Source organism: Shewanella salipaludis (assembly GCF_012911865.1).
GTDB classification, from domain to species: Bacteria; Pseudomonadota; Gammaproteobacteria; order Enterobacterales; family Shewanellaceae; genus Shewanella; species Shewanella salipaludis.
Genome location: NZ_JAAXYH010000003.1, coordinates 88,378 through 103,157, shown reverse-complemented (window position 1 = coordinate 103,157; position 14,780 = coordinate 88,378). Strand labels below are relative to the sequence as shown.

Below are 14,780 nucleotides of genomic sequence, written 5' to 3'. Positions count from 1 at the left end.
GGTTGGCATGTCACTGGTGGAGCTGATGGTCGCTTTGGTGATCAGTCTGTTTCTGACCCTGGGGCTGTTCACCATGTTCAGCATGTCCTCGACCAATGTCACCACGACCAGTCAGTTCAACCAGTTACAGGAAAACGGCAGGATCGCCTTGGCGCTGATGGAGCGGGACGTGAGCCAGTTGGGCTTCATGGGCGACATAACGGGTACCGACTTTGTGGTTGGCAGCAATACCAAGGTCAGTGCCAATGTGGTCAACGACTGTGTCGGCGCCGGCTTGAACAATGCCAGTCTGCCCAATTCGCAACCGGCCCACTTTCGCCGTCTATGGGGCTATGAGGCGGGAGTGAGCGGCAACAGCCTGTCTTGCCTCAGTGGTGCCGGGGATGTCAACAGCACCACGGATGTGCTGCAGATCAAGCGCTTGATTGGCCCATCCACGGCGGTGCTGGGAACGGCGCGTTATTATGTGGCCGCGACTTCGACCCAGGCCGAATTTTTCAGTGGCACCACGGCTCCGGCTCTGCCGAATAGCCGGATCTGGGAGTATCAGCATCATGTGTATTTCATCAAGGACGATGCCGACGGTATTCCCGTGCTCAGACGCAGAATTCTCACCACAGGCAGTGGCATGAATACCGAAGAGCAATTGGTCGAGGGCATCGAAAATATGCGCATCCTCTATGGTTTCGACAACGACGGGGATGATACGGCCGACAGTTTCATGCCGGTAGAAAATGTCAGCAGTCTGATGTGGGATAACGAGTTGTTCCAGCGTTTGGTGGCGCTGCGGATATTTCTGTTGGTGCGCTCGACCCAGAGCGACAATAGTTACACCAACGCCACCAGTTACACCTTGGGTGACAAGAGCATAGCCGCGCCCAACGATCACTTTCGCCGCAAGGTGATGTCGACGACAGTGGTGTTGGAAAACCCTGTGTTTATTCGAAAATAACGGAAATGATTATGAACAAGCAGAAAGGCGTAGTGCTGTTTTTCTCCCTGATAGTGCTGATCATCATGACGCTCATCGGGGTTGCCTTGGCCGTTAACTCGCTGCAATCCATGCGCATGTCCGGCGCCGGCTCGGAGAGAATTGAGGCGGGCATCGCCGCCAATGGCGCCCTGGATGCCGCGATTGCGAGCAATCAGGGCGCCGGCCTGGCCAACATGTCGACGACGACCCAGAGCAGCCTGCTCAATGGCACCCAGACCATCACCCCCTTACCCGAAGACGGCACAATTCAGGATGTGAGCTGTCAGCGCAGCACCAATGCGAGTGCGGCCAACCTTATCGCCTGTCGACGGCTGGAAATCAGCAGCAGCTCGACCTTTGGCCGTGACGATCTTGGGCAACTCACCGTGGTTGCGGGTATCGAACAAGAAGTATTAAGGATCTAGAGATGATGACTAAGCGACTGGTATTGGCCTTATTGTTTTCCATGCTTGGCACTTGTGCCCTCAGCTGGGCCGATGATACCGAACTCTATGTGTTTGAATCCTCCACCCGAACGGGAGCCAGAGCCAAGGTACTGGTTATTTTCGATAACTCCGGCAGCATGGCCACCATAGAAGAAGATGCCGCCGGCAGTTATGATCCCAATACCGTCTATCCGGCAGTGGGCTCATCCAATGCCTATCAGGGGCGAATGCTGTATTTCACCAAGGGTTCAGGCATAGACAATACCAGTTTGCCGACCCCCGACAGTCCATCCGAAGCCAGACGCTTCCTCGACGCCATCAATGGCTGTAACCAGAGCAAAGCCGCACTGGATAAATACGGGCGCTTCACCGGCTTCCTGAGGGAATACAACGTCAAGGGCAAGACCGGCAGCTGGATCGAGGTACCGGAAAATAATGGTGCCAACATAGAGATCATAGACTGTTGGGAAGACATAGAAGCGGTCGATCCGGCGAACGCCACCGGCATAGCCAATGGCTTCCCGGTCGACGCCCTCAAGGTAGACAATAAGGCATACCCTTATAATCACAATTCGGATCCCGCCAGCAGCTGGGCCAATGCCATCGGCGATGCCAAGAGCACCAATTTTGGTACGGGCGAGCCTGTGACCTTGTATACGGACAACTACCTGCGCTGGTATACCTTGGTACAACTCGGTCAGTTGCCTGTGGTGCCCCAGAGTCGTTTGGAAGTTGCCAAGGAGGCGATAAAAAACATCGTCATCACCACACCTTCGGTGGACTTCGGTCTGGCGGTATTCAACCTCAATTACCCATACGAAGGTGACAGGGATGGCGGCCGCATAGTGTCCGGCATTAAACAGATGTCTGCCACCGCCAAGAGTGATCTGCTTTCCACCATAGATAAACTCCCGGCCGATACCAACACGCCTCTGTGTGAAACCTTGTTCGAGGCTTACAATTATTTTGCCGGTAAACCCATAGTCTATGGCCATAAAGACTCGGATTATAATTTTCTGCGCGGCGATAATTATTGGGCCAATCAACCGCCTTACGATACCAGCATAGAAGCCGCCGGCAGTTATGTGTCGCCTTTCCAGGTATGCCCAGGGATTGCCTATGTCATCTATGTGACAGATGGGGTGCCGACGGTGGATTCCCATGCCGACACTGCCATTGCCACCCTGACGTCTGGCGCCAGCAGCGAAGGGGATTACTCCAGCTTCAGCACCGGCCTGGCGACACCGAGCAGCCTGCCGGCACTCGCCAGTTACATGTATCACAACGACTTGGTCCATGTGAACGATGCCAACGGCGAAGATCAGCCACAGACGGTGCGCACCTTTACCATAGGTTTCAGTGCGGGGGCCGACGATGCCGCGCCCCTGTTGCAGGAAACGGCCAAACGTGGCGGCGGCAAGTACTTTGCCGCCCGGAATAGCCTGGCGTTGCAAGATGCATTGAGTGACGCCCTGACCTCTATTCTCGAGATAGACTCGAGCTTCACTTCTCCCAGTATCGCCAGTAATAACTTCGATAGAACCCAGACCTTCGACGCCGCCTATTACGCCATGTTCCTGCCGGGCAAGGGGCCCAGATGGAGCGGCAACCTGAAGAAGCTCAAGGTCACGCCGGCGGGCACCCTGGTCGATGCCAACGGTGCACCCGCCATAGGCAGCGATGGCAACATCAAGGATAACGCCTGTACCTTCTGGAGTGATTGTACTTCGGTGAAAGACGGTAACAGCGTCGAACTGGGCGGCGCTGCGGCGAAGCTGAAACAGAGTGTTGCCCAAAGGGTGCTGTACAGTAACCTGGGCTCGGGCGGGGCCTTGCTGGCGCTGAATAAGACCAATGCGGCAGCCGTTGCCGGCGGTGAAGCCGAGCTTGCCACCTATATGGGCACGACCGAGCTGGACAACAGCTTCGGTTGGCTCAAGGGCTATGACGTCGACGATGAAGTCAAAGACTCGGATGTGCGTACGGATGTCATGGGCGATCCCTTGCACTCCAAACCATTGGCAATAAACTTCGGCTCTCCAACCACGCCGGATGTCAGGGTGATCTTGGGCACCAACCAAGGCCTGCTGCACATGTTTCAAGACGCAGGCAACAGTGTCTCGGAATCATGGGCCTTCATGCCCTATGAGCTGCTGCCCAATATCAACAAGCTGAGGGAGAACAAGGCCACGGGTGGCCATAGTGTCTACGGCATGGATGCGTCTCCGGTCGCCTATGTCAAGAGCAATACCTCAGGGGTCGAAACCGTATGGTTATTTGTCGGCATGCGGCGCGGTGGCAGTTCTTACTATGCCTTGGACATCACGACACCGGACAGCCCCAAGTTTATGTGGCGGATTTCTGCCGAGAGCAGCGGCTTTTCCGAACTGGGACAGAGCTGGAGCGAACCAGTTATCACCCGCATTCCCGGTTATACCAAGCCGGTGCTGATCTTCGGCGGTGGTTATGATCTGAGTTATGATGCCACCCCTTCCGCCAGCCCTTCGGGGCGCGGGGTATATATAGTCGATGCCGAGACCGGCAGCTTGCTGCATACCTTTGCCCCGACTGCGGCGACCGGGGTGACACAATTGCCGGGTATAGATGACAGCATCCCCAATACGGTTGCCGTGCTTGACAGCAACAACGATGGCGACAGTGACAGGATATATGCGACGGATACGGGTGGCTATGTGTGGCGCATGGATATGCCGGGCAGTGACAAAACCACCTGGACCGGGTTTAAGTTTGCCGATCTGGGCGGCAGCACTGCGGCAACCGACAGACGCTTCTTCGCCGAGCCCGTGGTGGCGCAGACCGTCTTCAGCAATATTTCCGAGGTCACGGTCAGCGATGGTGAGACCTCCACAGTCACCAAGAGCTATCAAAATGTGCCTTACGATGCCGTGACCGTGGGCACAGGCAACCGGGCGCATCCATCTGGCACCGAAGTGGCGGACATGTATTATGTGCTGCAGGACAGGAATGTGGTGACCCGCAGCTTCGATGGCACAGTCAATGCCATCCCTGAGCCTATCACCCTGGCACAGCTCTACAATGTGACCTCGGCGGCGCCTTCGTCCGAGAGTGAAAATATTGCCTTCGGCCAGAAACTCGGCTGGTATTATGATTTTGCCGATGTGGGGGAGAAGAGTCTTACCGCAGGCTTGATCGTCGGTGGTAAAGTCTATTTCACTTCCTATGTACCGCCTGTGAATGCCGCCGACGCCAATGTGTGTGTCGCCTCGGGGGAGGGACGTTTGTATGTCTTCGATCTGCATAAGGGCACCCGCACCTATGAGCAACTCTACATAGAACTGGGTGAGCGTGTGCCGGACACGCCGCAGATCATCATTCCGCCGCCGGAGAATGTCGGCGATCCTTCCTATATTTATATTATCGGGGTCGGCAAGGGCGAGTGTGTCGACAATACCTGTAGCGGGACGGTCAACGTAGGCTCAGGGCTAGGGGTGAATAAAATTTACTATCATGTCGATGAGTAGCATGACACTCTCGAGCGGCATAGCGAGAGCCATGCCAATATCAACAGTTGCAGCTAAGCCAGAAGAGATGCCAAACAAGATGTTAAAGAAAATGCCAGGAAATGACTCGGGTTTCACCTTGATAGAATTGATGATTGCCGTCGCTGTGGTCGGGATTTTGGCAGCCATTGCCTACCCTTCCTATATCCAGTATGTGGCCAAGAGCGCCAGATCCGAGGGCCAGGCGGCCGTGATGCGTGTCGCCAATCTGCAGGAGCAATATTACTTGGATAACAGGGTCTATACCGAAGACATGACCAAGCTTGGATTGGGTGCCAGTCCCTTCGTGACCGAGCACCAGCATTATTCTGTGGCTTCCAAGGGGACGACCAGTTTTACCATCACGGCTACCCCACAAGGGGCGCAGGCAAGCAGAGATACGACTTGTACTTCGCTCACTATGACAGATGCCGGCGTTAAAGGCCCTAAAGCGGAGTGCTGGAAATGAAGACTGCTTACCTATTGCTCTTGAGCCTGCTCCCGCTCACTGGGCATGCGCTGGAAACCTCGACCAATACACAGGACTATAAGTGTTACATAGGCTCGGTCAAGGGAGATCAGATAGTGTTTTTCCGTTGGCAGGCGACGGAGCTCAAGCTGAAGATGGCAGGCTTGCCTGGCAGGCAATTAATGGATAACAAAGGGAAAAAATACTTCATCAAAGCGGTGGAAGAATGCGTTCCGCTCGATGAAGAGTTTACACTCGGGCGTGCCCAGCAATTGGATAAAGCCACGCTGAGGTAAGTCGTCGCGCTTATCCGCAGCTCAGACCATTGCTCCCCTCGCTGAGGCGGCCCGAAGCATCCAACTTGGCACTCCTGGATGCGGAACTGGCGCCGTTTGGACAATAGATAAATTCGGCGTTCGAGGAAACCATGCCATCGGCGCCGAAGCTAATCTTCGCCTCTGCGTCTGCTCCCGTCACTTTGATGGCATCCTGACTGTTAAAGCCTTGGTACTCCCTCAGGACTCTTTTGGCACCGGCATTCAGGGTATAGACGCTCAAGCCCTTGCTCCAGTCTGTCCCACAGGGGCTTGCCGCATAGGGGCAGACGATGATCTCTCTGCCATAGTTCACCGCCTGAGCGCGGGCGAATGTCAGCGCTTCCTGAATGGTCTTGATATTGGTATCACTGCGGCTCTGTTGGTAGACGCTGCTCAGTGCCGGCACCCCGATTAACAGCAAGAGGACGGCGATAGCCACAGTGACCATCAATTCGACCAAGGTAAATCCGTTGTGCTTATGTGTCATGGTAAGATTCCTTGCGGGCTGTGGTTCGAGTATAAGGGAGAACGCCAATGACTTCAGCAAAATAAAGCCACAGTTGTTGCTAAAATTGGTCAGTTGTAACCGGCTTGCTTCGGCCTGCACCGGCGCAGATGAGTGTGCAGCTTCCGAGGAAAAGCGCGGGAATTTAACTCACGGCCGGCAGCCCTGTATGCGCTACCGCCCGTTAATACCCCCAGGCTAGTTACTGCAGCTGATGTCGTTGGCAAGGGAGCGCCGTACTCTGCCCGCGGAGTTGACTACCACGGCACGGGAGTTGGGGTTGTCCAGGCTGCCGGGGCAATATTTGAACGTCCCATTGCTGCCGGATGCCAGGCCATCGGATTGAAATCGCACCGAGGTACGATTGTAGTTCAGCGTATCTTTTGAATCGAATGCGTCCGTCTGTTGCAGGATCTTGTCTTCACCATCGAGCTTGTTGGGTTCGCCGCTGTCGGTGAACACCACCAAACCATTTTCCCAGTGGTCGGTACAGATATCTGCCTCCAGGGCACAGACACTGACGCTGAGATTTAAGTTGATGGCCTGATTTCTGGCCAATAGCAGTGTCTGTTGTATCCTGCTGATGGCGCTGTCGGCGCGGGCTTTCTCATACAGGTTACTTAGCGAAGGGACACTCAAGAGCACCCCTATCAGGGCGATGGCCAGGGTCGTCAGTAACTCTATCAGGGTTACCCCCGTCAGTCGTTTCATATGCTCGTCCTTGAATTCGGGGCCAACCGCACCCCTGAATTCAGTATAGGGCATTTTGTCATGGCCGTTTCATCACGGGAGCCGCTGAATCAATACGTTGAAGCAGTACGTTGGAGCAATAGTGAGGAGAAACGCTTCTGAACTCAGCAGTTAACATGTTAAGATGTTGTGCATCTCAAGCCGATAAATCCATTGCAAGTGTAGAAGGAGTTTTTGATGAAAAAGGTCGAAGCCATTATTAAGCCATTTAAACTCGATGATGTGCGTGAGTCACTTGCAGAGATTGGCATTACCGGGATGACAGTGCTGGAAGTCAAAGGTTTTGGCCGTCAGAAGGGACACACGGAGCTCTACCGCGGTGCCGAATATATGGTGGATTTCCTGCCTAAAGTGAAAATTGAATTGGTGATCCAGGACGATATCCTGGATCAGGCCATAGATGTCATAGTTGAAACGGCTCGAACCGGAAAGATAGGCGATGGCAAGATTTTTGTCACAGATATCGAGCGCGTCATCCGTATCCGCACGGGTGAAGAGAACGAAGAAGCGGTTTAGTCATCATTAATGAGACTCACTCGGGAACTGTTACCGGCTCCTGAGTGAACGCTTAATTTTCAATAACTTATTGCTTAACTTGCTATCCCTTGCCTCTCCATTTCGATTGCCATCAGTCATTCATGTTGTCAATTTGACTTAGTATTATTTTTTGTACTGCATTTTCATTATTTAATGCCAACACCTTGGCCGGCCGACATGGTATAACTGAACTCAGTATTGATGACTGGACAGATAGCTTATGACAGCGAAAAAGCTTGTGATTGTTGGCGGCGGTGCCGGTGGTTTGGCCTTGGCCTCCAAGTTGGGCCGTAAATTGGGCCTGAGTGGTGAGTTGGACATAGCCCTGGTCGATAAAAGCGCCATCCATATCTGGAAACCCAAACTCCACGAAGTCGCAGTCGGTGTGATAGATCAATCCAACGAAGGGTTATTATATCGGGACCACGGCCTGAAAAATGGCTACAGGTATGTTCGCGGCGAGTTGCTGCAGTGCGATCCCATGCAGAAATCCATTCAGCTGGCACCTGTGCTGACCAAGGAGGGGGAGACGCTGATTGAGTCTCGGCAACTCGAGTACGATTATCTGGTACTGGCACTCGGCGGTACCTCCAACAGTTTCAATACCCCTGGGGCGGAAGCCCATTGCATTTTCCTCGACAGTCTGGACAACGCCAACCATTTTCATCAGAAACTGCTGGATGCCTTGTTACAGCTCAATGAGACCCAGGAAAAGCTCAGTATCGGCATAGTCGGGGCCGGCGCCACTGGAGTGGAATTGGCGGCCGAGCTTCACCATGTGATCGAGTCGGTGAAGGAATACGGCTACCTGAACATTTCCAAGCATCATCTGGATGTGCATCTGATCGAAGCCTCACCCAAAATTTTGCCTCAGCTGCCCGAAAAGGTGAGCGCCAGGGCGCAAGCCGTGCTGGACAGGATAGGTATCAGGTTGCACCTTGGGGTGCAGGTGAAAGAAGTCACCTCAGAGGGCTTCGTCACCCAGGATGGGGACCTGATCGCGGCCAGCATCAAGGTATGGGCGGCTGGGGTGAAGGGGCCCAAGGTGTTTCAGCATTTCGACCCTCTGCCTATTACCCCCAGAAATCAGGTCGAAGTGGATGCTTGCATGCGGGTCAAAGGTCATGAGGACATCTATGCCTTGGGAGACTGTGCCCAGCTGATCTTGGACTCAGGCAAACCCGTGCCGCCGAGGGCCCAGGCGGCCGATCAGATGGCGGAAACCTTGTATCGCAACATGCTCAACCGGCTCAAGGATAAGGCGGAGCAGCCCTTCGTATATAAAGACTATGGCTCACTGGTGTCCCTGAGCCGCTTCTCGGCGGTGGGGAATCTGATGGGTAACCTGAGATCGGGTGATTTCTTCATCGAGGGTCACTTTGCCAGGCTGATGTATATGTCTCTGTACCAGCGACATCTGAGCAGCCTCTATGGCTGGTTTTCGGCCCTGGTGTATAGGATCGCCCAAAGATTGCTGCGCTGGCAAAGACCCAAGCTTAAACTGCATTAGCAGTTCGGCGCAGGTCCTAACTCAGGTCTTGGCGCAGGCCCTGGCTTGGCGGTTTAGCCTTTGGGGATAGCGGAAGAGTCGCGAATGACCGGCTCAGGGGTAAAGACTCTGGACATCACAGGGTGCTGTTCTCTGCGCTTGGCGATCAGGAGTTCGGTCGCTATTTGGGCAATTCTTTCGTTGGGTTGATGCACTGTGGTGAGCTTTGGCCAAGTTTGCCTGGAGAAGGGACTGTCCTCGAAGCCGACGATAGACAGGTCTGCCGGAATATCCAATCCGGCGAGCCTGGCGGCAAACAGCGCCCCCGCGGCAATTTCATCGTTACAGGCCACGATCGCCGTAGGACGATGTTCCAACCCAATCAGTTTATTGGCGCCTTCCACACCCGATTCGAACGAGTATTGGCCTTCGATAATGTTGGCCTCATTAATAGGCAACCGATTTTCTTTCAAGGCCTGCCGGTAGCCGGCGAGGCGTTCCTTGGTCGATTCGTGATGATGGTCGCCACTGAGGAAGGCTATGTCTTTATGACCCAAGTCGATGAGATGCTGGGTGATGGCTACCGCCCCATGCCTGTCGTTGACCAAGACAGTGAGGCCCGGCTCGGCGCCGGCCTGCTCGCCGGCAATAATGCGCACGTAATTGGCCTCTATGGCATCCAAGGCCTTCAGTATGTCTGGGTCTTCGGACAAGGGAGGGGTCAATACCAGCCCGGCCAGACGCGCGTGTTTCACCATTGTGGTCAGCTCTTCGCATATGTTGGCCGATTTGGCGTTGCAGGGGTGGATCAGCAGTTCATAGCCCTGATCCTTGCACGCAGACAAGATGCCATTTTGCATGTCAATGATGTAATAAGCATTGGGGTTGTCATAGATGAAGCCTATGACATAGGACTTGGTACCGGCCAGATTTCTTGCCGCCAGGTTCGGCTGGTAATTGAGGAATTTAATGGCCTCATTGACCTTGTCTATCGTGGCCTGTTTCACCGAAGGCTCACAATTGGTAACCCTCGAGACGGTTTTTATCGACACGCCGGCATATTTGGCAACGTCATTTATGGTGACTTTCATCTAGGTTAAAACTCTTTGTGTCCGAAGGGGGTTACACTCACCGTTGCTATGAATATCAGGCATTTTGGTTTGTTGAGTGCCCTAAGCGTCGCGGCTCGTCTTACATTTCATCGCCTTATAGTGCGAGCTTTTTGCCTAATAGGCAATGCCGAATTCAGTCTGACTCAAGACAGATGCCGCACTTCAGTAGGTTATTTTTAATACAAAAATTAACTTGGCAATGGATTTTAACATATTGTCTACAATAGGAAAGTGCGACAAAGGAGACGACTTGAGCCTCTTGGTTTAGCGCATTCTTTTCGTTGCGGCGTTATTTTCTTGTGGCAAGGCTGTTAATAATTGTGTAATGTTTGACCCAGACATGACAGCGTTGTCATTCTTTCGGGAATGGTTATGAATAAAAAAATCATAATAAAGTTATGGAAGGGAAACGAGATGCGACCATCTACATTTAGAAAAACTGTTCTAGCAACACATATTGCCATCCTGCTCGGAGGCGCGGTATCAGTCGGTGCCATGGCCGCAGAAGCTGCCGATGCGGTGGCAGTGGGTACTGAAAATATAGAAAAAATTGAAGTTCGCGGCATGCGGGCCTCACAGAAAGCGGCCATGAACGAGAAGCGCTTTTCCAATGCTGTGGTCGATGCCATCACGGCCGAGGACATAGGCAAATTCCCGGATAAAAACATCGCCGAATCCCTGCAGCGGGTGGCCGGGGTATCCATCAACCGGGGTTTCGCCGGTGAGGGTGCCGAGGTCTCCATCCGCGGTGTCGATCCCACCCTGACCCAAGTGCAGATGAATGGCCAGTTTGTGGCCTCCACCGCCTGGTTCTCCCAAGGCGCCAACAGGCGCAGTTTCAACATGGATCTGATGCCATCCGAGATGATCTCCGGTCTGGAGGTCTTCAAGTCACCCGTTGCCTCGCTCGATGAGGGCGGCGTCGGCGGTACCGTTATTCTGCATACCCGCAAGCCTTTGGATCTGGACACTAACACCTTCTTCGCTTCCGCCGAAGCCAATACCAACACCTTGGCCGACAGCGAGTATGGTCTGGGCGGCAGTGCCTTGTTCAGTTGGAAAAATGATGACGAAACCTTCGGTATCCTGGGTATGGCATCGACTCTGGAGTCTATCGGTCGCGGTCGTAAGGCCGAGAACTACTGGGAAGAGGGCTGGTCGGCATCGGGTATTGCCGGTTTCGATCAGGACCGTACCCGCGACGCCTTCGATCTGACCGCCCAGTTCCAGCCATCGGATGCACTCGGTTTCACCTTGCATGCCTTCCGTACCGAGCTCGATGCCACCAACACCAACCAGAACTTCCTGGTGATAGGTGCCAACGGTGCAACCATGACCAACACTGCCAATGCCCGTATTGCGCCCAATGGCCTGCCTTTGAGCGGCACTGTGAACGATGCCGCTTGGTTGGCGCAGGATACCAACACCCGCCGCGCCAAGATGACCAGTACTGTCATCGACTTGCGCACCGAATACCAGGGTGACGGTTACCTGCTCAGCGGTGTCCTGGGCAAGACCTACTCCGACGGCGGCAACGGCGGTAACGCCAACGGCCTATGGGGTCAACCAATCAACGCCGCGACGGGTATCACTGTCGATGTGGACATGGATCTCGCCGATGCCATGTTGCTGTCGCCCAATGGCGTGTCTTTGTCCGATGCCAGCTGGCAAGCATTCCAAGGCAGTTCATTGGCCGAATCCAAGCTTGAGGATGAAGAGGTCTATGGGCAGGTGGATCTCAAGTTGGATGTCGATTTCGGCGCCATCAACAGCATAGAAACAGGTTTGAAACTGCGCTCGCATGAATTTACCAACAGGCAGTTTGGCGCGACGCTCGGTGATACCAGCCAGATCACCAACATCTCTCAATTCGACGATGGTCTGTTGAGCGACTTCGATGAGGTTGTCGCCCCTGGCACGCCAACCGAATATGTGAAAATTGACGGCCTGGCCTATTGGCATGCCCTGAACGATGCAGTGACCAGCTGGGATGAGAGCCTGAGCAACTATGGCAAGATAGAAGAAGATGTGTTCGCCGCCTATGTTCAGGGTAATTTCGACGGCGACAGCTACCGAGGCAACGTGGGCCTGCGTTATGTCAAAACTAAGACCGAAGGCAGCGCTTACAACGGTAACCTGACCGAGATAGACACCTTCAAGGGCGAGTACGACGATTATTTGCCGAGCTTCAACTTGGCGATAGACTTGGCCGATGATCTCATACTGCGCATGTCGGCCGCCAAGGTCATGACCCGCGCCGGCTACAGCCAGTTGACTCCCGGTTACCGTGGCTTACCCGATACGGTGCCCGAGAGCGGTCGTTACCAGACCTCTCGCGGCAACCCGGCGCTGGATCCCTTCCGCGCCACCCAGATGGATATAGGGCTGGAGTGGTACTACGATGAGTCTTCGCTGTTATCTTTTGCGGTGTTTAACAAGGACATAGCTTCTTTCATCACCACCACCAAGATATTTGAAGACTTGACCGAGGTTCCCGTGCCGCATCTGTATGAGGTCTCTGTGCCGGATCAGGGCCGTGGCGGTAAGATAGAAGGCTTCGAACTGCAATGGCAGACCAGTTTCGACAATGGTTTCGGTGCCTTGGTGAACTACACCTATGTCGATGCCACGGGTGAAACCGATGACGGTGAACCTATTCGTTTGCCCGGCTCTTCGCGCAATCAGTACAACATCACAGGCTTCTACGAGCATGATTATTTCACCGCCCGTATCGCCTATACCAATCGTGATGAGTTCACCGCCGAAGGTACTGCCCTGGGTAACGGCAACGATGTATTCGATGCCCAGGACTTCCTTGATGCCTCTGTGACGGCACACATTACAGAGAATTTCGATGTGTCTTTGGAAGGGGTCAACCTGCTGGGTGAGATAACCTATCAGCGTCACAGCACAGGTGCCGAAACCGTGCGTGTTATCACGGATAACGGCAGTCGTTATACCCTCAAGGCCTCTTATCGTTTCTAAGAGCCAACGGCATGAGAAGGAAGGCAATTGCCTTCCTTTTTTGCGTGGGCATATCCCCATCCCCGGCATTGCTATATGTTATGGGAATCGATTTTGTGCAGGTATCCTCAATGCATTCAGACACTATTAATTCTGTGCTTGTGGTCGGCGGCGGCACCGCCGGCTGGTTAACGGCCGCTAAACTGGCCAAGTCCTTCAACAGCCTGGATGGCAACAGCATTCAGGTGTGCCTGATTGAATCGCCGGACATACCCACCATAGGTGTGGGGGAGGGCACCTGGCCGACCATGCGTGCCACCCTGGCGTCACTCGGCATAGACGAGGCCGAGTTTCTGCGCACCTGTCATGGCACCTTCAAGCAAGGCACCAAGTTCATCAACTGGCAGAATGCCAGTCGACCCAATCAGTACCATCATCTGTTTACCTCTATCTTCGATCCCACCCAGTTCAACCTGGCGCCCTACTGGCTGCAGGGCGACGCCGGCGACTTGCCCTATGCCCAGGCCGTCAGCGCCCAGGCCAGGATTGCCGAGCTGGGTCTGGCACCGAAGAAGATCACGTCCAAAGCCTACGAAGGGATACAGAATTACGCCTACCATCTGGATGCCGGCAAGTTCGCCGAGCTGCTTAAAAGCCACGCCATCGACAAGCTGGGGGTCAAGTTCATCGCCGCCAATGTGACAGATGTCAGCCTGGATGCCGAGGGCTACATAGAGGCGGTGGTGACAGATACCTGGGGTACGGTCGCGGCCGACTTCTTCGTCGACTGCAGTGGCTTCAGGAGTCTGCTGCTCGGCGAAGCGCTGGGGGTCGGTTTCACCTCCATTGCCGATACTCTGCTGACGGATCATGCGGTGACCATTCAGGTGCCCTACCCGGATGCCGCCGGCCCCATCAATGCCTGCACCCATTCCACGGCCCAGGAGGCCGGCTGGATCTGGGACATAGGCCTGAGTAACCGCCGTGGTGTTGGCTATGTCTATTCGAGTCGGCACCAGAGCCATGAGGATGCGGAGCGTACCTTGAGGGACTATATAGGCGACGCCGCGGCGGGGCTTACCGCCAGGAAGCTCAAGATAGACTTGGGTTATCGCAATAAGTTCTGGCATAAGAACTGTGTCGCCATAGGTTTGTCGGCCGCCTTCGTCGAGCCCCTGGAGGCCTCGGCGATATTTTTGATCGAAGCCGCGGGCAACATGCTGGTGGATCAATTGCCGTCACGACGCCAGGGGCTGATCCATGCGGAGAAGAAGTTCAATGCTTCCTTTCATTTTCGTTGGCAGAAAACCGTCGATTTCATCAAGATGCATTATCTGTTGTCCGGGCGCAGCGAGGCCTTCTGGTTGGATAATAGGGAGGCGTCGAGCATACCCGCATCGCTGGCGCAGACCCTGGCCAGTTGGCAACAGCAAGTCGTCAGTGCCTATGACTTTCCCCATGTGTATGAGCCTTTCCCGATGGAAAGCTATCAATATGTGTTATATGGCATGGGGTTCAAACCCGAGCAGGTGAATTGGCAGCGTTACCCGTTGCATGCCGAAGCCATGGCGCAGTTCGAGAAGGTGCAGCAGGTGACTGAGTATTTAATCAAAGAGTTACCTCAACAGCGAGACCTGCTCGACAGGATCTATCAATACGGTTTTTCAACCATTTAGTCGACTAATAACGAGAATAAC

12 protein-coding genes are annotated in these 14,780 nt (G+C 54.2%); 9 read left to right on the top strand and 3 right to left on the bottom strand.

Translation table 11 applies throughout. The features are described from left to right. Window positions 1-7: 7 nt before the first annotated feature. From HC757_RS06120 to HC757_RS06100, 5 genes are all read left to right on the top strand, one after another. Window positions 8-952: a PilW family protein gene (locus HC757_RS06120; protein ID WP_169563637.1), complete on the top strand. Its 945-nt coding sequence runs from the start codon at window positions 8-10 to the stop codon at window positions 950-952. Between the two features lie 11 nt (window positions 953-963). Beyond that, window positions 964-1,398 (top strand): pilus assembly PilX family protein, encoded by a 435-nt coding sequence (locus HC757_RS06115; protein ID WP_169563432.1) that lies wholly within the window; start codon window positions 964-966, stop codon window positions 1,396-1,398. Between the two features lie 2 nt (window positions 1,399-1,400). Next, entirely contained in the window at window positions 1,401-4,922 is a 3,522-nt protein-coding gene (locus HC757_RS06110) for a pilus assembly protein (protein WP_169563431.1), read from the top strand. 79 nt (window positions 4,923-5,001) lie between these two features. Further along, window positions 5,002-5,409 carry a type IV pilin protein gene (locus HC757_RS06105; protein ID WP_169563430.1) on the top strand — a complete coding sequence of 136 codons (408 nt, stop codon included), beginning with the start codon at window positions 5,002-5,004 and terminating at the stop codon, window positions 5,407-5,409. Next, window positions 5,406-5,705 (top strand): TapY2 family type IVa secretion system protein, encoded by a 300-nt coding sequence (locus HC757_RS06100; protein ID WP_169563429.1) that lies wholly within the window; start codon window positions 5,406-5,408, stop codon window positions 5,703-5,705. Before HC757_RS06105 ends, HC757_RS06100 begins: the two co-directional genes overlap by 4 nt. A gap of 10 nt (window positions 5,706-5,715) precedes the next feature. Here HC757_RS06100 and HC757_RS06095 read toward each other — a convergent pair whose 3' ends face one another. After that, window positions 5,716-6,213, bottom strand: coding sequence for a GspH/FimT family pseudopilin (locus tag HC757_RS06095; RefSeq protein WP_169563428.1), 498 nt, complete (start codon window positions 6,211-6,213; stop codon window positions 5,716-5,718). A 216-nt stretch (window positions 6,214-6,429) separates the two neighbouring features. Next, complete coding sequence (locus tag HC757_RS06090; RefSeq protein WP_169563427.1) at window positions 6,430-6,942, bottom strand: GspH/FimT family pseudopilin; 513 nt, start codon at window positions 6,940-6,942, stop codon at window positions 6,430-6,432. A gap of 216 nt (window positions 6,943-7,158) precedes the next feature. Here HC757_RS06090 and glnB point away from each other — a divergent pair, with 216 nt between their 5' ends. Together glnB and HC757_RS06080 are read left to right on the top strand one after the other, a co-directional pair. Then, window positions 7,159-7,497: a nitrogen regulatory protein P-II gene (glnB, locus tag HC757_RS06085; RefSeq protein ID WP_169563426.1), complete on the top strand. Its 339-nt coding sequence runs from the start codon at window positions 7,159-7,161 to the stop codon at window positions 7,495-7,497. 241 nt (window positions 7,498-7,738) lie between these two features. Further along, window positions 7,739-9,028, top strand: a complete 1,290-nt coding sequence (locus tag HC757_RS06080; RefSeq protein ID WP_169563425.1) for an NAD(P)/FAD-dependent oxidoreductase — start codon at window positions 7,739-7,741, stop codon at window positions 9,026-9,028. A 53-nt stretch (window positions 9,029-9,081) separates the two neighbouring features. On the opposite strand, the gene HC757_RS06075 is transcribed toward HC757_RS06080, so the two are convergent. Continuing rightward, complete coding sequence (locus HC757_RS06075) at window positions 9,082-10,098, bottom strand: LacI family DNA-binding transcriptional regulator (protein ID WP_169563424.1); 1,017 nt, start codon at window positions 10,096-10,098, stop codon at window positions 9,082-9,084. 516 nt (window positions 10,099-10,614) lie between these two features. On the opposite strand from HC757_RS06075, the gene HC757_RS06070 reads away from it, so the two are divergent. Both HC757_RS06070 and HC757_RS06065 read left to right on the top strand, forming a co-directional pair. Beyond that, complete coding sequence (locus HC757_RS06070; protein WP_169563423.1) at window positions 10,615-13,104, top strand: TonB-dependent receptor; 2,490 nt, start codon at window positions 10,615-10,617, stop codon at window positions 13,102-13,104. 110 nt (window positions 13,105-13,214) lie between these two features. Continuing rightward, a complete protein-coding gene (locus HC757_RS06065) occupies window positions 13,215-14,759 on the top strand; it encodes a tryptophan halogenase family protein (RefSeq protein WP_169563422.1) in 1,545 nt (514 codons plus the stop codon). Window positions 14,760-14,780 lie beyond the last annotated feature (21 nt).

Excerpts from the sequence above, each read along its gene's own strand:
- HC757_RS06120 (WP_169563637.1), top strand. The coding sequence starts at position 8 with ATGTCACTGGTGGAGCTGATGGTCGCTTTGGTGATCAGTCTGTTTCTG.
- HC757_RS06075 (WP_169563424.1), bottom strand. The coding sequence starts at position 10,098 with ATGAAAGTCACCATAAATGACGTTGCCAAATATGCCGGCGTGTCGATA.
- HC757_RS06070 (WP_169563423.1), top strand. The coding sequence starts at position 10,615 with ATGGCCGCAGAAGCTGCCGATGCGGTGGCAGTGGGTACTGAAAATATA.
- HC757_RS06095 (WP_169563428.1), bottom strand. The coding sequence starts at position 6,213 with ATGACACATAAGCACAACGGATTTACCTTGGTCGAATTGATGGTCACT.
- HC757_RS06110 (WP_169563431.1), top strand. The coding sequence starts at position 1,401 with ATGATGACTAAGCGACTGGTATTGGCCTTATTGTTTTCCATGCTTGGC.
- HC757_RS06100 (WP_169563429.1), top strand. The coding sequence starts at position 5,406 with ATGAAGACTGCTTACCTATTGCTCTTGAGCCTGCTCCCGCTCACTGGG.
- HC757_RS06080 (WP_169563425.1), top strand. The coding sequence starts at position 7,739 with ATGACAGCGAAAAAGCTTGTGATTGTTGGCGGCGGTGCCGGTGGTTTG.
- HC757_RS06065 (WP_169563422.1), top strand. The coding sequence starts at position 13,215 with ATGCATTCAGACACTATTAATTCTGTGCTTGTGGTCGGCGGCGGCACC.
- glnB (WP_169563426.1), top strand. The coding sequence starts at position 7,159 with ATGAAAAAGGTCGAAGCCATTATTAAGCCATTTAAACTCGATGATGTG.
- HC757_RS06115 (WP_169563432.1), top strand. The coding sequence starts at position 964 with ATGAACAAGCAGAAAGGCGTAGTGCTGTTTTTCTCCCTGATAGTGCTG.
- HC757_RS06090 (WP_169563427.1), bottom strand. The coding sequence starts at position 6,942 with ATGAAACGACTGACGGGGGTAACCCTGATAGAGTTACTGACGACCCTG.
- HC757_RS06105 (WP_169563430.1), top strand. The coding sequence starts at position 5,002 with ATGTTAAAGAAAATGCCAGGAAATGACTCGGGTTTCACCTTGATAGAA.